Below are 20,926 nucleotides of genomic sequence, written 5' to 3' on the forward strand. Positions count from 1 at the left end.
CCAAGCGGGCGGCGACGGCTCTCGACGATATCGAGCGGTCGACCGACGAGACCGTCGCACAAGTCGAAGAACTGGACGCGCTGATGGGAGAGATCGAGTCCGTCACCAACCTCATCACCGATATCGCCGACCAGACGACGATGCTCGCGCTGAACGCCAACATCGAGGCCGCCCGCGCCGGAAATGGGGGCGACGGCGACGGCTTTGCCGTCGTCGCTGACGAGGTGAAGGCGCTCGCCGACGAGACGGTGGCAGCGACCGACGACATCGAAGCCGCTATCGGCGAGATGCGTCAGCAGGTCGAACGCACCGTCGACGAGATGCACGCTACCCAGTCGAAGGTCGACACCGGAACCGAGACCGTCGGCGACGCCCTCAATGCGTTCGACGACATCGTCGGCGATATCGAGGACGCGACCACCGGGATGCGTGAAATCGACCGTGCAACAGACGAGCAGGCCGAGTCGACACAGGAGGTCGTCTCGATGGTCGAAGCGGTCGGCGATATCAGCGACGACACGGCTGTCGAAGCGGCCACCGTCGCCGACGCGGCGACCGAGCAGGTCGTGGCCGTCGACGACGTCGAATCCTCCGTCGCGCAACTCTCCGACCGTGCCACCGACCTCGGGCAGTTGCTGGAAACGTTCACTATCGACAGCGGGGCTGACGTGTTCGAGGTGGCGGTCAAGGACCGCACAGGAGCAGAGTCAACAGGGGACGACTGAGCGATCAACGTCCAGCGGTCGAGCAGTCGGTCCACGTCGACCGCCCCGTCGCTGGTCGGAACTGTCACCCTCACGTCCCCTGAGTCAGTGGGAACCGGGGCCGGCGTCACCGGGTCGGCGTCGCCCGCCGTCGATCCGGCCGAAAAGAGGCCGTATTGACCGATGAGTATGCGACGGAATGGCTCCTAACAAAATACCGTGAGTGTGGAAATTCAGATTTCCCGACGACCCCGAGAAATCATCCTGTTCCGCCTGTAATCGGCAATTGTCGGCTCCGAATCAGGGATCAGGATCGTACTCGTGGGCCGCGTCCCAATAGCTCCCAATCCGGTCAACGAGTTCGTCAGGATGCTCGGCAAACAACCGTTCACCGAGTGCGCGCCCTTGGCGATGTAATTTAGAGCGCCGGCCAGTCATGAGTTCCTCAAGTGTCGATCGCGTCGTCCCGTCGAACAGTTCCTCCTCGTGCATCATGATACTGAACTCCGCGAGGTCATTTTCGTCACCGATGATGTCCGAGAGGGTCTTGAGTTCGTTACGGCGAGCTTTCATCGGGCCCACCCACACCCGGCGGAGCAACCGACAGTGATATCGGTGGTACTTGATCCGCTTGCGCCATTCGTGAAACCGCTCGAACTCCGGGTCATCGTAGGCGTCATCCATCCGATTCCGAGCGCGCTTGTACGACTTTCTGAGCCCGCCGGCGACCGCGTCGTACCCATCGGTTGCGATGGGAAGCGTATCCACCCGTTCTCTACCTTCTACGAGGTCAGCTCGGACTTCTGCCAGTCGGGCGTCGAGGTCCTGCTCGGCCGCGACTTGCTCACGGCGGTCGACTAGGATCCCCCGAAGGTCAGCCAACGTCTCATCAGTCAGTGACCCGTGATCGGCCGCGATTGGCTGAACGTGGTCGTCAAAGGTCTCGATGGCCGCTTGCGCGTCCCGGATATCGGAGATACGCCGTCCGGCATCACGATAATGGGCGTTCTCAGCGCTGTAGGTCGGAAGGACAGGTCGAACGAGCCTGACCGCCGCACGCACCTCTTTGCACCGTTTCCGAACCTCGTGGACGGTCTCGTGACGATCCATGTCGCCGTCGATGTGTTCGATACCCCGTTCGACCTTGCCATCGATTATTCGCTTGATACCCTCAGAGACTCGTTCGTCGGGTTGCAGCGTGTACTCCATATCAAGAACGACCTTTTTGTGGAAATAAAAAGCTCCGCCCAAACACCATGTTCCGCTTTTCTTGTTGCTTGTTCAAATAATTCCAGATGTGGAAGCAGACGAAAGAGCGACGAACTGCTCAGCGGCAGAGTGTCACTCAACGGCGTCGAATGATACCTTCTCAGTCTCAGTCGGCAAAGACCGCAGGTGTAGACTGGCTACTGTCTCCGACAGGTGTCGCCCCGGTTGGGTGGACCCACTTGTGCTCTGCACGGTTCTCATAGGTCTGTTCGGGGGCAACGCTGATTAACCGGTCTGCAGCGTACTCGTATGCAGTCAATACATTGCCGTACACACAACCGGTGTCAAGACCCAGGGCGTGTGATCCAACGACTGGGTCAGCTAACGGTTTGTGGCCGAAAAAGACCCGACGAGGACCGGTATAGGACTCCCACCAGAAGCCGTCGTTTACTTCGGCAATGTTCTGGAGGTCCGTTACCGAGTGTGCAGCCAGCGGTCGGGACGGGTCAATGCCCCCGTGGATGACAATTCCCTCATCCCAGGTAATGGCGACTGGGAGCGATGCCAAATATTCTAGGTCATCATCGTCGAGTGTGGCAAGGTCTTTTTCGCCCCGGAGGAGCTTTTCTTCGTTATTGCCGCGGACGGACAGGAAATTCGGACGCGACCGGACGAGATCGACTACTCCCGCACTGTCCGGGCCCTTCCGTACAAGATCACCGACAAACAAAACAAGGTCTTCGGATGTAGGCCCAAGTTCTGTCAAGAGACGCTCAAGAGTGGAGCGACAGCCGTGGACATCGCCAACAATATACAATTGGTCCCAGGCGGCCGGGTCGATTTGCTTGGTTTGTGCCGCGACAGTCTCAGAAAACAAGTGAGTCATTGTAATCATGATAGCTATTGGACTTCAAGTACGTTTCTAATAGGGATAGAGAATGGTATTGTCAAATATATATTCCATCTTCACTAGCGTAGTTATAGTTCGTTTCGTGCCTGCTGAGGGAGGCCATCCGTCGGTGGTATCCACTCTCTGATCGGGGTGTCGTTGGCATCACTTAGTTGAATTTCTCCAGTTTTATCAGCCATCATGACCCGATAGATGCCCTGTTTACTCTCATCAAGCCTATGAGACGAGAGATGGTCTGATGCTAACTCTTTCAAGCGGTCCCGTGTGGTGGTTGCCTTTTGTTGATAAAAGCAGACTTTCTCACAAACGGGGCATTGGAGTACTCCCAGTGCAACCATACGGGGTAATAATGTTTGCAGAAAAAATACGCTGCTATGATGGCTATTGTGTTCTATGTATGTAGCGGTGTACCTCCTGGCCGTTTGGATCAGTTTTCGTCCGTCTTTTTGCCGTACAGTCTCCGGAGTGCCGCTTCAGCGCCCCCTCTCGTCTTCAGGTAACGGCGACCACCCTCCGGGGTTCGAACAGTAAACTCGTAGATGTTGCTGTCAGGCCGGTACCACTTCTCTGGATGGCGATGAAGCGGATCCTCCGTAACCGTCCCCCCATCGCTTGTTTGATGATTCAGAGTTGACTGAGTGTCTTGATCTTCGGATATCTCCGCGGCGCCCTCATCAGTATTAGCCTGAACGAGAATATTACTCTCCACAGGAAAATCCATCGCGACACCCGTAGTGATGTCATCGTCCGTTGCTGCCCGTCTCGTCTCGCTCATCAGAACTGACTGCGTATCGACTACCCTCTCGCTGTCGGCAGGGTACTGCTGGTCGTAGCTCCCATCAGGATTCATCGTCCAGCGTTTGCGGTTGTCAGAGAGTATGAGATCGAGAATGAATTTCAGCTGTTGCCGAATCACCGGGTCCTCAACGGGCGTCACTGCCTCGACTCGGCTATCGAGATTCCGGGTCATCCAATCAGCACTGCCAATATAATATTCGGGTTGCCCGCCACGGCCCTGTGGACCCGTCTCTTCGGAGTCGTTCGCCTGTGCACCGTTCTCGAAATAGAAGATGCGGGAGTGTTCAAGGAATCGACCCACAACAGAGTGAACCGAGATATTCTCACTAATACCGTCGATTCCGGGCCGGAGACGACAGATATCGCGGACGATGAGGTCGATCTCGACTCCGGCCATTGCCGCCCGGTACAGTTCTTCGACTATTACTGGGTCTTCGAGGCCATTGACTTTTGCCACAATCCGTGCCGGACGCCCGGCCTGTGCGTGCTGGGCCTCGCGACGAATGTATCGGGTAAACTCCTGGCGCATCGTCACCGGCGCGACCAACAGTTTCCGGAACTGGTTATCTAGACCCGGCCCGGTAAATGAATTAAACAGTGTCACCAAGTCCTGCCCAATATCTCTATCGGCAGTCAACAGCCCAAGGTCAACGTACCCCTTTGCAGTCTCAGAGTGGTAGTTTCCAGTCCCGACGTGTGAGTACAGGTTAACATCGTTACCCTCCTCGCGGACCACGAGCGCAGTTTTCGTGTGGGTTTTCAATCCGATTGTCCCGTACGCGACGTGGATGCCGTTTTCCTCCAGACGTCGGACCCACTGAAGATTGTTCTGCTCGTCGAAGCGAGCTTTCAGTTCGACCATTACCGCGACCTGTTTACCGTTCTCCGCGGCCTCAATGAGCGACTCAATGACCTGCGAGTCGCTTGCAGTTCTGTAGATAGCTGCCTTCACCGCCAGCACGTCAGGGTCGTTCGCTGCTTCGGTCAGGAACCGCTGTACCGTCCTGTCGAAGTCGTGGTACGGATGATGGAGCAAGATATCATCGTCGTAGATGTGGTCGAAAACAGTTTGCTTGGTCGTCTCTTGCTCTGCTTCGTCGAATGGAGACTGTTGGCCCTGCTCCAGCCGTGGATGTGGCTGTGGCGTCCACGGCTCGCGCTTGAGTTCCGGCCGGTCTATATCAGTCAGCGTCTCGAAGTCCCGATAATCGATTGGAGCATTCAGAGCGTATATCTCACGGTCGTCGAGCTTCAGTTGCTCTTGCAGCGTCTCCTGAATCCGACTGTCAGCGTCGGGTTCGATTTCCATCCGAACAACGCTTGCAAACCGGCGTTGTTCGAGAACATCCTCAATCATATCGATGAGGTCCTCAGCGACCTCCTCGTTCCGGCGCACCTCGGCGTTGCGTGTGAGGCGGAACAGTGCCGTATCGAGTATCTCGATGTTCGGCAACAGGAGGTCAAGATTGTTGCGGATAACGTCTTCAACCAGCACGTACCGCGTCCCGCTGTCGACCTCTATCAACCGCGGCCTGTTGGGCGGAATCTTGATCCGAGTGAACGTCGGCTCGTTCTCATTTGACTGCTCCGTGAGGACGGCGAGGGACAGCGACCGGTTCGAAATGAACGGGAACGGATGGGCCGGATCAAAAGATAATGGTGTCAGCGCCGGTTTGACAGACTCCTCGAAGTAGTCCCGGACCTGAGACTGTTCTGCTGCACTCAACTCGGCGTAATCGACTACTTCAATGCCCTCGTTGGCCAGCGCTGGACGGACCTTTTTTTGATAACACTTCGCCTGTTTTTTCAGCATCGGCTGCAGTTGGTCGTGGATTTCTTTCCACTGCTCGACAGCTGTTCGTCCATCAACTGTCGTCCCTTCGATACCTGCATCGATCTGCTGTTTGAGTCCTCCGATACGCTTCATCACGAACTCGTCGATATTACGTGTGAATATGGACAAAAACCGGACTCGTTCGAGCAACGGATTCCGGTTATCCAGCGCCTCATGAAGCACTCGTCGCTGGTACGCGAGCATACTGAGTTCCCGATTCAGATAGAGGTCTGTATCCTCTAAATCAACATTTGGCGGCTCATACGGCGAGATGTCGAGTGGCGAGTCGGTATCCATGTTAGAGGTGTGAGTGTTGATCGTGTGGTTCAGCGATGCTATCAGCCGGCCGCGGGACGTGCGTCTCGGCTGGCTCGACAGCTATGAATTTCTCAGCTCGATAATCGTACGCCGTCAACTGGCCACCGTGCACACAGCCCGTATCGAGCCCTACCGCGTATTCACTATCGAACGGCTCAGCAAGAACGGTGTGTCCAAAAAACACCCGCGGCAACTCTTGACGCGCTTCGAACCAGTACGGGCGGTCGTAGCTCCCGTTGGGGACAAGCGAACGAGTGTTCAACAGTTCATCAAGCGTGTGTTCGACGACCGGCTTCCGATGGTCGATACCACCGTGAACCACAACGATGTCGTCCCAGGAAATAACGACGGGAAGCGATTCGAGATACGCCAGGTCGCTTTCTGTGAGGCTGTCGATCGATTCGCGGCCGTCAATCAGTTCCTGGTCGTTGTTTCCGCGAACCGAATAGAAGTTTGGTGTGTTACTGACGAGATCGAGGACGGCTTTGCTGTCCGGTCCTTTCATGACGAGGCCGCCGACGAATACGACGAGGTCACCGGGGCTCGGATCGAGCCTGTCGAGTAACCGACAAAGCGCCTCGTGGCACCCGTGGACATCCCCGATGATATATATATTGTTCCAGTCGGTGCTATCCAACCGGTGATGTGTGGCGTCGATTGTCGGGTTGAGCGTGAGCCTCAATGGCATGGTACGTTTGATTTGATCCGACTACAGATACCGGAACGTACAGAATTGCGTATTTAATCAGTTATATGATAAGTATATAGTAGTATGTATCGCTATTGTCAACCACCGGGCGAACCCACCTCACAGGTTTGCATTCTCCGTGTCACGCTCGCCATATGGATCTCCACACGGGGAGTGAAACCCATTACCACGAGAGTCGAAATGCGTTGCTCGGTTGCCGGATGAATCAAACCGAACATCACGTGGGGAGTGAGTCCTCTATACGGGTCGCCACGAGGACTCTGAAGAACCGGGATAGCTCCTGAACGGTCTCCAACGAATCGACGTGCTCGTAGCTCTCAAACTCGTCACACATGCATCCGCCACTACGCTTGTAAGTCGCGACACAGCCTTCAATCCGGCTTTGTATGGTTTTCAATTCCCGCGGCGAGATGTTATCATCAACCGCCACTCCCGTGACATCTTGGATAAATCGCTCGTACCCATCAAGCCTCAAGCGCCACTCACCGTCCTTGTGCTCGAATCCACCGAGATCAGGCGGGTCGCGGCCGCCCGGGTAAGAGGCATCAAAAATTATCTTTGTCATATTGATATGTATATGAATATAGTCGTATTTACATTTTTCTTCTTACGGATAAAAGGTCAGTATGAATATATAGTAATATTATAATTATATTATGGAACAATTGTCTGAGATTGACCTCCTCCAGACTCTGAAAGACGTAGAATCCAGCCATCGGACTTCCGCCAAGCATGACGTTCGAGGTTCCAACCCGTACTCAAGCGGAATCGGCAGCATACCGGCGGAAATCTCGTTTCCTCTCCTGTATAGGCCTGTAAGACGTATCGACGACGACTTCAAAGAGGTCGAGTCACTGTGACTGAGGAAAATCTGCTGGCCCGACGCCCTCAACGACGATGAACAGGTGGTCGTCACTCATTTTCGACCGCCTCGACGAGCAGCGTCGTTTCCGGCAGGTCGTCGCGAGAGGTCGACAGGAACTCGGAGGTTTCCAGCGTTTCCTCGACCAACTCGACCAGTTCCTCCGAGACATCGCCAAAGTGAACGATGGCGTCGGGATCGGGGTAGTTCTCGTACTGCTGTGCAGCCGTCTTGTCTGTCTTGTTCTTACTCATAGTCATCGGCAGAGCGCCCTCTATGGAACGCCCCTCACTCCGCTGGGGCACAGAAAATACACGGCGGCTCGTTCCCTGCCATCCGATTCATCGCGATGAGCCTCACCTACCTCCTGAAGCGGGACCGCCGGACCGGCCTGCCGGTCCAAGGTGGAGCGTGTCCCCCGAGTGCTTGCGCTCGGGAACCGTGAGCGTGAGAGTGAGCGAAAGAGAGAGTGGTACGGCTCCTCGATTATTCCGCGATTACGTTCCCGTTCTCGTCGATGGCATACCTGAGTGGGTACACGTTGCCGTCGATATGCGTGGACTTCTTCGGCAGCGTCTCGTTCAGCCACGCTTCCCGGTCGGCGTCGGTCTGGATGTCCTCGTTGGGCTGATGCACACTGAACAGGTCCATGCTCACCCAGCGATTGACCGTCAGCTCACTCGACTGAGAATACACCTTCACGCGCTTGTTTTCCGCGTCAACGCCGCCGACAACAACCTCAGGCGCATCTTCGGCTGTTTTCAGTCCATCACCGATATCCACGGCACCAGGGTCGATATCGAGGTCGTCGCACTGCTGTACAGCCGTCTCGTCTGTCTTGTTTTCACACATAGTCGGTAGGCAGAGCGCCCTCTGTGGGACGCCCCTCACCCCGCTGGGGCACAGAAATCACACGATGGCTTGCTCCTCGGCATCCGATTCATCGCGACGGATCTCCCGTGCCCGCTCTCGAAGGCGAGACTGCACTGGCGTCCGGTTCTGGTGCTTGTTTTCGTATGCGAGATACTGCTGGATCGTCTCCATTGAGTGCATACAGTTGATGCCGGCGACGATTGGCTGGAGATGATCGGCGTCCAACAGCCGCTCTGGCGGGAGTTTGTCGAGGATTGGGTCAGGAGTGTCGCTCATGAATCCTCCTCTCGGAAATCGTCGAGCGTCGTCCTGCGTTTGTACCGACAGCCCGGGTAGTGAGCCAGAAGCGTCTCGTCGACGGCGTCCCAGAAGCTGATTTTGTGTGGTGCAACCGACTGCCAGAACCGGGCCCGTGCCAGTGCTGCCCCAACTCGCTGGCGTTCCTCACGACGCCACTGCTCGCGCTCGATCATCGCCATGCCGACGCTCCCTCCGGTCGATCCGCCATGTACGAGCTGGCAAGCTCCAGCCCGGCATCGAGTGACCGTCGCGTCCCGACCAGTTTGGTCGCCCGTTCGAGCGCCCAGCCAGCGTCGCTGTGTTTGAGCAGGACTGTGGCTCCGGTGTCGGGGATGTGCCAGCCGATCGTGTCGTTGCCAGCGGCGAGAAATTCCCACTCACCGACAGCAGCCTCCTGTGCCGCGCTTTGCGTGTCAATCAGCGCATCCGAGCGTGGGCCACCAGCACCGAAGTCGCCCAACGTGGCCGTTCCTGCTGCGTTCATGCAGCGACCTCCCGGCGGTCCCAACCAGCGAGTTCGGCGTCGATGGCGCTGATGATGGTTGTGACCTGTTTCTCTAACGTGTCTGCCTGCTCGCCGTTGACGTCCAGAAGCGAGCGAAGTTCGAGTACGTCCGGGAGGTCGATACTGTCTGATCGCCGGGCCACCATACGGAGGACAACCGCTTGAACATCGGCGCTGCCGGACTGCCCTCGAACAGTCGTCGCGATGGACTCGACGAACTGTGCGGTGAGTGGCTGCGACAGGTCTTCCGAACGACGGCAGGACATATTTCGAGACATCCTCTCACCCGCCAGAGGGACACAAAATGGGGGTCGCTGCCGCCGTGGATAGGATTTTGCTTATTACACTGGTTAGATACCTGCTCAATAGGACGGCGCACTGATCGCGGGGAGTCTTCGATTGATTAGAAAGACAAATCTTGGTGAAAACTGCGTGTGTTTATCCGTGTCTTGGTGGTATACTAGATCCAATGAGAAAGAGTGAAACACCAGCCATTGCGTCCCGTAGTGACCTTCCCTCTGCCAACGAGGACGTAGCGAAACTCCGTCTTAAGCTACGTCACCACTCGCTCGAAGAATTGGAAGAAACAGGGTTAGTCAGGCTGGATAGACAAGAACAGACTGTCAAGAAAGGTCCAAAATTCAACGACAAAAAAGCAAGAATCCGATTGTACTAAGAGAAGCTGTACTGCTCATTAGCGGAGCAGACCCACCAGTTTCGTGGAACTACCGCCGGCTACCCAGTCCACCCGCCGATCTCGACCTGTGTACTGTCTGCCGGAGCATCGTCTGCTGTCTTCCCAACTGCGTCAAACGGTGGTTCAACGAGATGTGGCACTCCGTCGTCGTATGTCCGGTTGGGGCGTTTCACACAGTCGACCGGCAGGATAGGACTACATTCACTACAAGAGTGCGTTGCCCCGTCGAAGCCATTGATACTCACCGACCAGGAGATAACGCTCGCGAGTCGATACGTCTCCGCTGCTGGCCGGCGAGTGCTGGCAGACCGGCAGCCAACGGCCCCGCAGACATCGCAGGTGACGAGATGGTCTCGATCTGCCTCGTGGAAGAGCGAAGCGGCCTGCTCAACGTTATCGCGGTCCTGAAGCGCACACTCCCGGCAAATCGTAAATCGGAACACGCCGTCTTCTCGGTCGACCTCGTCAGGCCACCGAACATACGTGTACGCCTCGCCGGAGATCTCGGCTCTGTCCCCACAGAATCGACAGCACTCGGCCGTTGCTTCGGGCTGGACGTCGGTCACTGAGACCACCGTGCAAGTGTTGATTGTTCGCGAGCAGTGTCCACGGGACAGAGAAAGCGCCACTTGTATCGCTCACGAATCGGCTTGTTCTCGCGGTTGCTTGCCTGTCCCGGTTCACGGTAGCCCGTACAGATCCAGCCCTTGTCTTGCAGCGCCCGAACCATCGCGCCATCATAGTCCGAGCGTACCCACGTCAACAAGAAGCGAGTGTTACGGTCGTCACTCTGCAAGAATCGCTCCTGTGAGCGGGCTAGCGCTGCCGACGCGAGGTTTGGCATCCGAACGCCCATGCAAATCCGCGCGGCCTCGACAAGCGAGTCGCCGGATACCACTTCGCTGTCAACGACTGGTGTGTCCGTCGACGGAAGCACCTGGCGGGCAGTCGCTCGAATCTCTGCTGGAAGACTGTCGATCTCGACGGGCTCGGGACAGAGCTGGCCGTCGACGCCGTACCGGATTCGCTTCTTCGAGATGAGCGGGTAGCGGTACGTGATAGCCCCGACTAGCGAGTCCTGAAAGTACAGCCCGTGGTGGGTGAGATTGACCGACGGCAGCGACCCCATATAAGAGTGATGCGCCTCGTACACGGCGGCTGCTGTCTCTCTGTCGATTGGTTCGACGGCGACATGATCGGCAAATCGAATCCCGAGGGGTGCGGTGAACGGGCCACCGTTGGCGTGAATCGGACAGAAACACTCCCCTGTGTCTGCTGGCGGGCGATGCTGGAACGACTGTGTTCGCGTCGATGCTGAGTGTGTGGACATCCTCTCACCCGCCAGAGGAACAGAAAATCGCTATCGAGTCAGTGCGTCGCTCTTTTGCAAAGCAGCGGAAAGACCGTATTGTTACACTGAGGCGGTGCCAATTTGAGATATGGTTTCTGCTCAGCCAGCGTTCGGCGAGGTCTCGAGAGCTGATTGAGTTGTGCGCTGTCGAGATCGACACGGAGCCGCTCGATTCTGCGCCATCCGTGCTGTAACGCTCATGACTCGGCGTCTTTCGCACACGGACCAGCCAACAGAACGTGCTCTGGACACGGAATGGCGGTCGGTCTCTTGCGCCTCACATCTTGTTTCACGCTCTCATGGAGTAGTAGCGTTCCCATCGAGTCAACACAGCACTTCATTGAGTTTACTCAGTGCCCAAACGAAAGTTCTTGATCATGGTTACCAGACTCAGATTGAGCCTGTTCAGGCGACCACAACTCTGTCACAGAGAATACACATTAGACTCATGCTTCAAGACTTCAATCAGCAGTTTCGAAAAAATCTGGAGAGTGCAAATTCAAGATTGATAATTGAGGGTAAACAGCGATAACTACCTAACTAGTAGAAGCAACGTATGGAGCTTACGTACACCGAAACAACCGGTAAGATTAGGCAAGAAGGTGACGCGGTAGCATCAATAAGCGGGGTAGAAGGTCTCGCAATCTTTGCGTCTCCAGACGATGGCCTCGATCCATCAGTTGAACCCTTTTTACAGAATCTTAACCTACCTGTTTTTGGAGGGATATTTCCGGAACTTATCTACCGTGGTGACAGGAAAGAGACGGGTGCCATCATTTGTGGCCTGAAAACGAAGCCGAAGGTAACGACAGTCTCTGGCTTGAGCGACTCTACACAGAAGTACAGTTCATCGCTTAACCCTGATCTTCCGATTGATGGATACAAGACTGGATTTGTATTCGTTGATGCGTACTCCACGAGGATAGAGCAGTTCATTGAGTCGCTATTTCGGACCTACAGTGTCGAACTTAATTACATTGGTGGCGGTGCCGGAACGCTAGAGATGGAACAAGAACCGTGCCTGTTCACAAACGATGGTGTGGTTGAGGACAGTGCGGTTGTCGCCGCCGTTGAACCTCCAATAGAAATCGGCGTCAAACACGGCTGGCAGGATATCTCGGGGCCCTTTAGAGTGACCGATTCGAGTGGATCAACAATACACAGCCTTGACGGTGAACCAGCGTTCTCCGTATATAAACGCACAGTCGATAAGTATGCATCAACGCAGCTGACCGAAGAGAACTTTTTCAGAGTCGCGAAAGCCTATCCGTTTGGAATCGCTCGGATGGACGGAGAGAAGATCATTCGCGATCCATTTGAGGTGACTGATGACGGTGGGCTCAGTTGCTTCGGCGATGTGTCCGAAGGGGAGTTCGTGCATATACTTGAAGGCCATCCGGAGTCACTAATACAGGCAGCAAAACAGGCAAAAGACGCAACCGTTGCCGACAAAGCTGATTTAGAGAGTTTATTATTTTTCGACTGCATCTCTCGTGTGCTTTATTTAGAGGAGAAATTTAAGTATGAACTTGCGGCCGTGAAAACGGAGGATACACCATCGGTAGGGGCACTAACAATTGGCGAGATTGCTAACGATGGAGCAGGCCATCTGGACTACTACAACAAGACGGCCGTCGTCGGAGCGGCCAGCAAGATATGACATCACGACAACAGCGAATACAGACGCTTTACGAGATTTCTCTCAGCATCAACTCCCGAGAGTCACTCGAAGCCACGGCCGACAGAGCGCTTACAGCGTATCTTCAGAAACTGAACTGCTCGGTCGGTGCTGTATTTCGGGTCGACAACACGAACGATAGCGAAGCGCTGTCACTTGTGACTTCGATTCCAGCCAAGCCGAAGCGAAACACATTATTCCAGATGGCGCGTGGCCGGCTAAGCGAACTCGTTAGGAGAAGCGTGGCATCGTCTGATTCTTCTGAGATGGGCAGTCACGCCCCCAGAGGAAACGACAAAAATGCGGTAACAGTCGGAGGAAGCGGCATGGCATCCTCACTTGTTGAGTCATTGCCGGTCGCAGAGCAAGTCGAGGGTATGGGTGAGTACCACATTATGAACCTTCCCGGGTTTGGGGCGATTGTCCTCGGAAAACATGGGGGTGCAATCAAGCAAGAGACTGCGGCAGCACTCGCCCCGCTTAATAAAAAGTTCGCTCAGGCCTGTCGGTCAAATGTGACCGAACAGCGCCTTAGAGAGCAGCGAAATCGGTTTGAGACTCTGTTCGACGCAGTCCCGGAACCAGTCGTCAACGTCGTCATTGAGAACGGAACTGAACGGGTCGTCCGCGCTAATGAGGCGTTTAAGAACACATTTGTCGGCGATGAAGGGGCAATTCGTGGCCGTGATCTCAACGAATTTGTCGGTCCTGATACCCAGTCAGACACCGCCAAGGAACTCATTGATGCAATTGAGCAAGGCGACATAATTAATAAGGAAATACATCGAGAAACTCGTTCAGGAAGCAGTCACTTTCTGTTCAGCGGTGTCCCAGTCGCAGCAAGCGACCAAGCGGAGTACTTTGGAGTGTACGTCGATATTACGGAACAAAAAGAGCGTGAACAAACACTCGAAAAACTGTATAATGCAGCACAGGATATTCTTGACCAGAACTCCCGGCAACAGGTCTGTACAGATGTAGTTGAGACGATTGAATCAGTCCTCGGGTATTCGGCGGCTGGGATACATCTATATCGGAGAAGGTCTGGGGCACTTGAACCGGTGGCAGTCAACGGGCGGGTACAGCAGAGACTGTGCGACAAGCTGTCAGAATACACTGAAACAGAAACTATTCTATGGCGTGCGTATAACAGCGGCGAACCTGTCCGAATCGACGACACAGATCAGGTCAACAGCACGCTTCTAAATGGCGAGACTCCCACGAGAAGTGTTGTTGCTCTGCCCATCGGTGGACACGGCGTACTGATTACCTCAGCGTTCGAAACGAACGCGTTCAGCGACCGGGATTTGTACCTCCTTCGGCTACTGAGCCAGTTAGCTGAGATTGCACTCGGCTGGACAGTTAATGAAGAGGGGCTAAGAGCAGTACAAGAGACCGTTCGAGACGCGCTACACGCAGACACACATGAAGAAATGGCTGAGTTGGTACTTGAAAAGATGCCTGATGCGTTAGATATGCCCGTGGCTGGAATCTGGGAGTACCAGCCGGCGAGCCAGGCGCTCCAACCGATTCATCATACGACACCGGCAGCCGAACTGGTCGGTGGCCAGCCAGCTTCTCTGGAAGGGAGTAATACTTCATGGCAAGCGTTGATAAAAAACAAGGCCTCTACTGTCTCAGATGTTTCAGAACTGGATGACGCGCATAACTCCGAAACGCCAATTGAGGAGGAAATTACCGCACCAATCGGCGACTTCGGTATTCTCACCGTTGCATCGACCAACAGTAATAGTTTCACACAAGTCGACACGGAACTCATCGATATTCTTGCTACAAATCTCGAATCCATCGCAGAAGTGATTGGAGCTCAACAGGATATTGATTTGCTTGGGCAGGTCATCGCACGGATTCTGCGACACAACGTCCGGAACAAGCTCACCCCGATTTTAGGGTATGCGAACACTATTGCTGAGCAAGCCGATGAGCCTATCTCAGGGTATGCGCAGCGAATCGTCAGTAGCTGTAAAGAACTGGAGCAGACGACAGCACATGCTCGCGAGATGCGCGAGGTCATCCGGAACAGAGACCAAATGGTGACCGTCTCGCTGGATACAGCAGTTCAAGATGCAGCCGAATCCATCGACGATGAGTTCCCCGATGGAGAACTGGTCACACATATGGAGGCCACACCTGATGTAACTGCCCACCCAAAGCTTGGGACTGCAATCCATCATCTGATCCGAAACGGATTGGAACACAACGACAGCCACACCCCTAGCGTGGAGATTACTGTCGAACAGCGACCCGCCGGCCCAACAATTGAAATCGCCGATAACGGGCCTGGTATTGACCCGCACGAGGTTCGGATTTTGGATGAGCACGGAGAGTCTGCACTAAGACACAGTACTGGAGTCGGCCTGTGGATTGTCGACCGGATAATCGCGCATTCAGGAGCATTGATCGACTTCGAAACTACCGGCGGAACAACTGTGACTGTCATCTTCAGTACGCCCACGGCGAACCCCTCAAAATATGAGTGAAAATCCCCTGCACCGGGATACTGTACTACCGAATCATGTTAGGGTATTTATAGGATACTAGAACAAGGCGCGTTACCACAGTCTCTTTATTCCGAAAGTATACCCTCGGAGCTGAGCCAATGGATTCAGCTACCAGTGCGTTATTTCTCCTCTGACGTCCCACGACTGGAACTGGTAGTCGGCTGGTGGAGTGAACGTTTCTCGGGCTGTTGCCACAAGATACTCAGCACCCTCGACAACCTGTGCGGCTATCGGATAGCGGGCAGACTCCGGACACACGGTGATAGCCCCATCGAGCGCGGGGACCACTTCATCTTGCCAGACAAACGCCGATGGTGGCTTGACGACTGGAATTGGTTGCTCGCCGACGGGCGATTCGTTGCTGTTCGTGGCTGATCCATCACGGGCTTTGGAGGTTGGTTCTGTCATCCTCTCAGCCACCAGAGGAACCGAAAACCGCCGTCTCAGTCGAGGCCGGGGAGTCGTTCAGCGATGATGATGCCGTCGCTCGGCCCCTCCAAATACAGTGCTGTGTGCCCCCTGAAGTAGAGGGTGTAGCGGTCCGGAATGTACTGATGTCCGGTCGAAAGCGTCGCGATAGCCTTCGACAAGATCCGCGCCGAGAACAATGGATCGCCGTTGTGGTTCGACAGGCGGCCAGATTGCAGTGGTTCCCAGCTATCGAACTCATGATCCGCTGGCGGCGTCAGTGTCGTCCGGGCCGTAGCGATCAGGTAGTCAGCCCCGTCGACAACTTTGGCGGCAGTGTTCGTTACATCTGGAATGAATTCCACATTACCCCCGAAGTCGGTCATCGGCTCGTTGTCCCAGCGCAATGCTTCTGGATGGCCGGCGACCGGCACCGGCGGGCCTCGGAAGCCCTCGCTTCGGATATGGGATTTTGCTTTGCTCTCGCAACCGAATGTCTCCCCGCAGGTGCACTCGAACGATTCGTCGTTGCGATAGTAGCCGTCGGTATCCTGTGAGCGGACGAGTTCACCGTCATCGTCCATGTAGATGGTGTCGACATACCCCCACGAGTACGACACCTCGATCTCATGCTCTTGACTGGGCTTGCTGAAGTCGAAGCCGTCTTGCTGGTCTGGCTGTCCGTCCTGCGTCTGAGTCGGATCAGTTGCAGTCATCCTCTCACCCGACAGAGGAACAGAAAATCGCCCGATACAGCGTATTAACCAACAGAAGCGATGAGTGTTGGTTAATATGAGGTGTTAGCGCGACGACCACCGTTTCGCTCTGAGCGTGGTCTGTCCACGGAACGACAGCCGCTCGGACATTGGAACGCTCACCGCTTCGCCGTTGCGAGCGACGTAATCATTCAGAGTTCTTTCACAGCCTAGTGGACACATCTGAAACATGACATGGAAGAGTCTGGCGTGACCGGTACAGAGGAGTGAATCAGTACCAGATCCCCGTTGTGTACCCTAATTAAATCCAAAATCAGCCGATAGAATATGAATACATATTGATGACTAAAACTTGTGATGATTCAGTATGATATTCAGAAGGCTGTGCAAAATACTGGGCCTGAATACAACATGGAACCTTCCTCCCTGTGAGGACAATGCTCTACTTACCATACCACTCAATAATACCGTACTCGAATTTAACCATGGAAAGGAAATGACAATGAGAGGAGTTAACTTGTAACGCGTTAAATAGATAACATGGCGGCTGACAATCAAAAAATTGGCTTTAATATTAAGGGAATTATTCCGCCACCCATCGATAGCTATCGGCTCCTCCACGTTGATGATGACTCTGCATTCGCTAATCTCACGTCCACCTGTCTTGAGCGCGAACAGGACCTGTTCGACGTGATCACCGCTACCAGTGCTTCCGACGGGATGGACTGCTTAGACGCGGAAGACATCGACTGCATCATTAGCGATTACGACATGCCTGAAATGGATGGATTGGAGTTCTTAGCGGAAGTCCGAACTCACTACCCAGATACTCCGTTCATCCTATTCACCGGTAAGGGAAGCGAAGAGATTGCGAGTGAGGCCATTGCCGCGGGCGTCACTGACTATCTCCAGAAAGGCAGTGGTACCAAACAGTATGCCCTCCTCGCAAATCGTATCCTGAACGCAATCGACAGGTGTCGTGCCAATCAGCAGGTGGCTCGTGGATTTAAAGCAATGGAAACTGCCCGCGAAGGCATCAGTCTCCTTGATGAAGACGGATATTTCCTCTACGTCAACGACGCGTTTGCCGAAACGGTCGGGTACACACGGGCGGAACTCCTCAACGAGCACTGGGGACTTCTCTACTCAGAGGATGAGATTGACACTCTCTACAATGAAATCCTGCCGACCGTACCCGTCGAAGGGTGCTGGTCAGGAGTTACGAGTTACGTTCGTCAGGACGATAAGCAAATTCAAGTCGACCATACCCTCAGCCATACGGAGGACGGCACGATGATCTGTCTGATTCAGGAGACGACCGCTGAGGATACGTAGGCAGGTCTCTTGGCCGGCTGACTTAGCGGTGTGATTCGATTTTGATGACCGGGTTTCCGTTCTTGTCAGCAATGATAGTGGCCGTCGTCGAATCAGCCTCAAACTGGAGGGTCATCTTGAGATTGTGCTCTTGGAAGAGCCCATCGAGTGCGTCGGTGTTGATATCATCACTGATGAGCCACTTTTGTTCAAGTACATTTTCATCGTGAGCCTCTGCGACTGCCGTTACGACTGCAGTGCTTAGCTCTGTACTATCTTCTGGCTCGTAGTAGAATTCTCGCACATCTCCCATCAGTGCAATTAAGACTTCAAGAAATAAATATATTAACCATTATATGGCATGGATATAACCGTAGTGGCTGGTTTGAGATAGTTAAACCAAAAGAACATAGCACAATTTCACTCAGATAATCAACTTCCTAGTTAGTGTGAAAATACCAACACATTAGGTAATTTGAAATATTAGGGATATATAATGATTCGACAGGTACAGTCCTCTGAATCGGTGAGTGAAGCGGTTGTGAAGGCTGTAAGTGCAACTGAAAACTGTTCTCCAAATTCGCTTCCACCATTGTATAACGCGGTCAATCCAAAAGCTTTGGACAGAATGTTCACGGTTACTAACAACGACGTACCCGATCGAGGTGGGCATATTACATTCCAGTATAGTGAGTCTGTTGTTACTATTAACAAGAATGGATACCTCGAAGTTCAGGAGTCACTGAAATTGCAGGACTGCGAGGAGCTTTACGGATAGCCCCTCTACCGTGTCCAGAAATACCGTATTATGAACATTACAGGAGCAATGTATTCGGGTATCAGTCCAGAAACTCGACCCCAGTGATTTCGAAGCGTGCGCCACCGGTGTTGCTGTCGGTGACAATGATATCCCAGCCGTGTGCCCCAGCGATGGTTCGGACAACCGAGAGTCCGTAGCCACTCCCATCCTCATTCGTGGTGAACCCGTGGTCAAACACATCGTCCTGAATGTCAGATGGGATTCCGGGACCGTCGTCCTCAACGTAGAAGCCGTGTTCCAGCGGCCCGACCCGAACGATGACGGCCCCATCGCTATGTCTGATAGCGTTCTGGAACAGATTCTCGAATAGTTGGATGAGGCGGTCACTGTCAGAACTCACTGACCCGACGTGTTCGTACTGAAGCACTGCCCGGCCAACAGTCTCGCCTGTTCCCTTCCAAGCAGTGTCAACAACTGTTTCGACATCGGTCGTTTCCGGGTCAGTGACGACGTTTCCTTGCTTGGCAACCGAAAGCAGGTCGTCGACAAGCCGGGCCATTCTATCGGTAGTCTCTTCCATCGCGTCAAGATGCTCTTCGTCACCAGTCTTACGGGCCAGATGTACTCGCGAGGAAATGATGCTGAGTGGGCTCCGCAGGTCGTGCGCGAGGATATCAGTGAACTCCTTGAGCCGATCGTTCTGGCGTTCCAGCATCTTCTCGTACTGGTGTTTCTCAGTCGTGTTCTGGCTGACTGCAACGAACCCGTTCAATTCTCCATTCTGGAGCGGCGAAATCGACAGCGTAGCCCAGAATACTGAGCGATCGGCTTTTCGATGCCAGTGCTGTGTTTCAATAGATCCGTTCACTGCTTCCGCCAGTACAGAGTCGATGGTCGTCTTCATCTCTTCGGGGTCGGCAAACAACATATCGACACTGTTTCCGAGTATCTCGTCAGCCTTGTAGCCGTACATCGACTGGGCCGGCTCGGGCCATGTCGTGATGTTTCCCTCGGTATTAAGCATGAACACCACATGCGAGGAAAGGCTCTCAATCAGTCGCTTCGAGACTGTCTTGTCGTCACTCTCCGAGTGCTGTTGCGACTCACTATCCGGCAGTGAGTTGTCCATCAGCCGCCCCTATACGTAGGACAACATTGATGATTTAGACAATGATGACTCGCCGTATCTACAGCGATAAATGCCATATGAGAGTTTAAAACCTCACATACAGTAAATGTTATGATTTTAACTATAATCTGAATTTTGATGAAGTGGGTTACGAATATAGCATCTGTATTGGCCGACCCAATCTGATTGAATCAGGGGAATAATTCTGTACGAGATATGCGCCCTGTATTCATCAACAGTGGATATGACATAGCCCGGACAGTACTGCTTCACTGAGTTCAGTAAAAGCCTCACCGGCAGTAGCTCTTCTAACCGTAGACCTCGGTAGGAGTGAGTCCTGCCCGGTATTCCACCCTGTCTCGCTCGTGTTGGCTCCGGTACGCGAGCGTCTGTCCGTTCTCATACTCGACGACAATCGCATCCTCAAGGCCATCCACAGTCGCTCTTGAACCGTCAGCAGCCCAGACAGGGTCCATCGGTTCCGCTGTTAGCGGGCTCCGGTCTTTCTCCGTAGTCGGCCACACCCCCCGCGATTTCCAGTATGACCGGATGTGTCGCAGGCTCTCTCGAACCGTCTCCCGGATCGAGAGGTGGTCTGCATTGCCGTAGCCGTGTGGCGAAAAATACTCGCCGTGAAGCGCCGCCAGATGAACCCCGTTCCAGTCGACGCCAACGATATCGGCTGGTTCTTCACCGGTCACACGCGGCTGTGTTAGCTCCTCGATCACTGGATACTGCTTCGTCGGACTTGCCCCCAGCAGATGCACTCGCCGTCCCCGCCAGTCCACAATATCCGTGTACTCGTCGGCTGTCTGGTCGGAGTAGCCCATCGGGTATCCCAAGATGATGTCTTCGTCGATCACATCGATTGCTTCGCGGCACTTCGGGACGATGATGATCTCTGTCTCCGGAAACTTCCGTTTCAGTTCCCGTGCGGCTTGGTTGTACCGGCGCGCCTCCTGCTGGTCGTATGCGTCGCCGAGCATCCCGACGGACGGCTCGTATCGCTCGAAGCGTTCGATGTACCGGTCCAAGTCTGGATTCCGGAAGTCGTTGTCCAGAATCTCAATCGGGACGTCGACGTTCCGCAGCGAGGACTGGTAGGTGTAGTCCTCGCGAACGCCGACAGCAAACCCAAGCCGGTAAGCATCGATTACGAACGGCTCCCGGTGAAGGAACCCGATGTACTCAGCCTGCTGTGCATCGCCGACAGCCGCCGCTGACCAAGAGTGTCGAGCCTCAGAAGACATGAACAACACCGAGCGCACCGACCGGCGCGCCCAGCTGGCAGGCGCGGCACAAAACGACCCCGCGCCTTAAATACGGAGA

At 54.5% G+C, this 20,926-nt stretch carries 23 protein-coding genes; 5 read left to right on the forward strand and 18 right to left on the reverse strand.

What is annotated here, in order from left to right; genetic code table 11:
• Nucleotides 1-725, forward strand: a 725-nt coding sequence (locus tag G9463_RS13120) for a methyl-accepting chemotaxis protein (RefSeq protein WP_240150034.1), incomplete at its 5' end; no start/stop codon positions are given.
• Nucleotides 726-1,004: 279 nt separating this feature from the next.
• On the opposite strand, the gene G9463_RS13125 is transcribed toward G9463_RS13120, so the two are convergent.
• From G9463_RS13125 to G9463_RS13185, 13 genes are all read right to left on the reverse strand, one after another.
• A complete protein-coding gene (locus G9463_RS13125) occupies nt 1,005-1,913 on the reverse strand; it encodes a CHAD domain-containing protein (protein ID WP_004966441.1) in 909 nt (302 codons plus the stop codon).
• 166 nt (nt 1,914-2,079) lie between these two features.
• A complete protein-coding gene (locus G9463_RS13130) occupies nt 2,080-2,808 on the reverse strand; it encodes a metallophosphoesterase family protein (protein ID WP_004966442.1) in 729 nt (242 codons plus the stop codon).
• A 442-nt stretch (nt 2,809-3,250) separates the two neighbouring features.
• Nucleotides 3,251-5,752 carry a polyphosphate kinase 1 gene (gene ppk1, locus G9463_RS13135; RefSeq protein ID WP_004966443.1) on the reverse strand — a complete coding sequence of 834 codons (2,502 nt, stop codon included), beginning with the start codon at nt 5,750-5,752 and terminating at the stop codon, nt 3,251-3,253.
• A gap of 1 nt (nt 5,753) precedes the next feature.
• On the reverse strand, nt 5,754-6,461 hold the full coding sequence (locus G9463_RS13140; RefSeq protein ID WP_165896929.1) for a metallophosphoesterase family protein: 708 nt from the start codon (nt 6,459-6,461) through the stop codon (nt 5,754-5,756).
• A gap of 238 nt (nt 6,462-6,699) precedes the next feature.
• Complete coding sequence (locus G9463_RS13145; protein WP_004966445.1) at nt 6,700-7,047, reverse strand: hypothetical protein; 348 nt, start codon at nt 7,045-7,047, stop codon at nt 6,700-6,702.
• 347 nt (nt 7,048-7,394) lie between these two features.
• Entirely contained in the window at nt 7,395-7,598 is a 204-nt protein-coding gene (locus G9463_RS13150) for a hypothetical protein (RefSeq protein ID WP_165896930.1), read from the reverse strand.
• Nucleotides 7,599-7,830: 232 nt separating this feature from the next.
• On the reverse strand, nt 7,831-8,196 hold the full coding sequence (locus tag G9463_RS13155) for a hypothetical protein (protein ID WP_165896931.1): 366 nt from the start codon (nt 8,194-8,196) through the stop codon (nt 7,831-7,833).
• 57 nt (nt 8,197-8,253) lie between these two features.
• A complete protein-coding gene (locus G9463_RS13160; protein ID WP_165896932.1) occupies nt 8,254-8,493 on the reverse strand; it encodes a hypothetical protein in 240 nt (79 codons plus the stop codon).
• Nucleotides 8,490-8,696, reverse strand: coding sequence for a hypothetical protein (locus G9463_RS13165; RefSeq protein ID WP_023842910.1), 207 nt, complete (start codon nt 8,694-8,696; stop codon nt 8,490-8,492). Before G9463_RS13165 ends, G9463_RS13160 begins: the two co-directional genes overlap by 4 nt.
• On the reverse strand, nt 8,687-9,001 hold the full coding sequence (locus G9463_RS13170) for a hypothetical protein (protein ID WP_165896933.1): 315 nt from the start codon (nt 8,999-9,001) through the stop codon (nt 8,687-8,689). The genes G9463_RS13165 and G9463_RS13170 overlap by 10 nt, the downstream gene beginning before the upstream one ends.
• Nucleotides 8,998-9,288, reverse strand: a complete 291-nt coding sequence (locus G9463_RS13175) for a hypothetical protein (RefSeq protein WP_008313978.1) — start codon at nt 9,286-9,288, stop codon at nt 8,998-9,000. The genes G9463_RS13170 and G9463_RS13175 overlap by 4 nt, the downstream gene beginning before the upstream one ends.
• Before the next feature lie 469 nt (nt 9,289-9,757).
• A complete protein-coding gene (locus G9463_RS13180) occupies nt 9,758-10,285 on the reverse strand; it encodes a hypothetical protein (protein ID WP_191907510.1) in 528 nt (175 codons plus the stop codon).
• Complete coding sequence (locus G9463_RS13185) at nt 10,282-11,049, reverse strand: hypothetical protein (protein ID WP_165896934.1); 768 nt, start codon at nt 11,047-11,049, stop codon at nt 10,282-10,284. Before G9463_RS13185 ends, G9463_RS13180 begins: the two co-directional genes overlap by 4 nt.
• 577 nt (nt 11,050-11,626) lie before the next feature.
• Between G9463_RS13185 and G9463_RS13190 the strand changes: the two genes are divergently transcribed.
• Both G9463_RS13190 and G9463_RS13195 read left to right on the forward strand, forming a co-directional pair.
• Nucleotides 11,627-12,730: an FIST signal transduction protein gene (locus G9463_RS13190; protein WP_151147918.1), complete on the forward strand. Its 1,104-nt coding sequence runs from the start codon at nt 11,627-11,629 to the stop codon at nt 12,728-12,730.
• Complete coding sequence (locus G9463_RS13195) at nt 12,727-15,249, forward strand: GAF domain-containing protein (protein WP_151147916.1); 2,523 nt, start codon at nt 12,727-12,729, stop codon at nt 15,247-15,249. Before G9463_RS13190 ends, G9463_RS13195 begins: the two co-directional genes overlap by 4 nt.
• A 129-nt stretch (nt 15,250-15,378) precedes the next feature.
• Here the strand turns inward: G9463_RS13195 and G9463_RS13200 are convergent, their stop codons facing one another.
• Nucleotides 15,379-15,678 carry a hypothetical protein gene (locus G9463_RS13200; protein ID WP_004966218.1) on the reverse strand — a complete coding sequence of 100 codons (300 nt, stop codon included), beginning with the start codon at nt 15,676-15,678 and terminating at the stop codon, nt 15,379-15,381.
• A 35-nt stretch (nt 15,679-15,713) separates the two neighbouring features.
• Nucleotides 15,714-16,394, reverse strand: coding sequence for a hypothetical protein (locus tag G9463_RS13205; protein WP_165896935.1), 681 nt, complete (start codon nt 16,392-16,394; stop codon nt 15,714-15,716).
• Between the two features lie 540 nt (nt 16,395-16,934).
• On the opposite strand from G9463_RS13205, the gene G9463_RS13210 reads away from it, so the two are divergent.
• A complete protein-coding gene (locus tag G9463_RS13210) occupies nt 16,935-17,729 on the forward strand; it encodes a response regulator (protein WP_165896936.1) in 795 nt (264 codons plus the stop codon).
• Nucleotides 17,730-17,751: 22 nt separating this feature from the next.
• Here G9463_RS13210 and G9463_RS13215 read toward each other — a convergent pair whose 3' ends face one another.
• Nucleotides 17,752-18,021 carry a HalOD1 output domain-containing protein gene (locus G9463_RS13215; protein WP_165896937.1) on the reverse strand — a complete coding sequence of 90 codons (270 nt, stop codon included), beginning with the start codon at nt 18,019-18,021 and terminating at the stop codon, nt 17,752-17,754.
• A gap of 213 nt (nt 18,022-18,234) precedes the next feature.
• On the opposite strand from G9463_RS13215, the gene G9463_RS13220 reads away from it, so the two are divergent.
• On the forward strand, nt 18,235-18,486 hold the full coding sequence (locus G9463_RS13220; protein ID WP_165896938.1) for a HalOD1 output domain-containing protein: 252 nt from the start codon (nt 18,235-18,237) through the stop codon (nt 18,484-18,486).
• A gap of 61 nt (nt 18,487-18,547) precedes the next feature.
• Here G9463_RS13220 and G9463_RS13225 read toward each other — a convergent pair whose 3' ends face one another.
• Both G9463_RS13225 and G9463_RS13230 read right to left on the reverse strand, forming a co-directional pair.
• Nucleotides 18,548-19,597, reverse strand: coding sequence for a nitrogen regulation protein NR(II) (locus G9463_RS13225; protein ID WP_165896939.1), 1,050 nt, complete (start codon nt 19,595-19,597; stop codon nt 18,548-18,550).
• A 308-nt stretch (nt 19,598-19,905) separates the two neighbouring features.
• Complete coding sequence (locus tag G9463_RS13230; RefSeq protein WP_165896940.1) at nt 19,906-20,847, reverse strand: DUF6610 family protein; 942 nt, start codon at nt 20,845-20,847, stop codon at nt 19,906-19,908.
• Between the last annotated feature and the right edge of the window lie 79 nt (nt 20,848-20,926).

The sequence above is a fragment of the Haloarcula sp. JP-Z28 genome (assembly GCF_011440255.1).
Taxonomy (GTDB): domain Archaea; phylum Halobacteriota; class Halobacteria; order Halobacteriales; family Haloarculaceae; genus Haloarcula; species Haloarcula marismortui.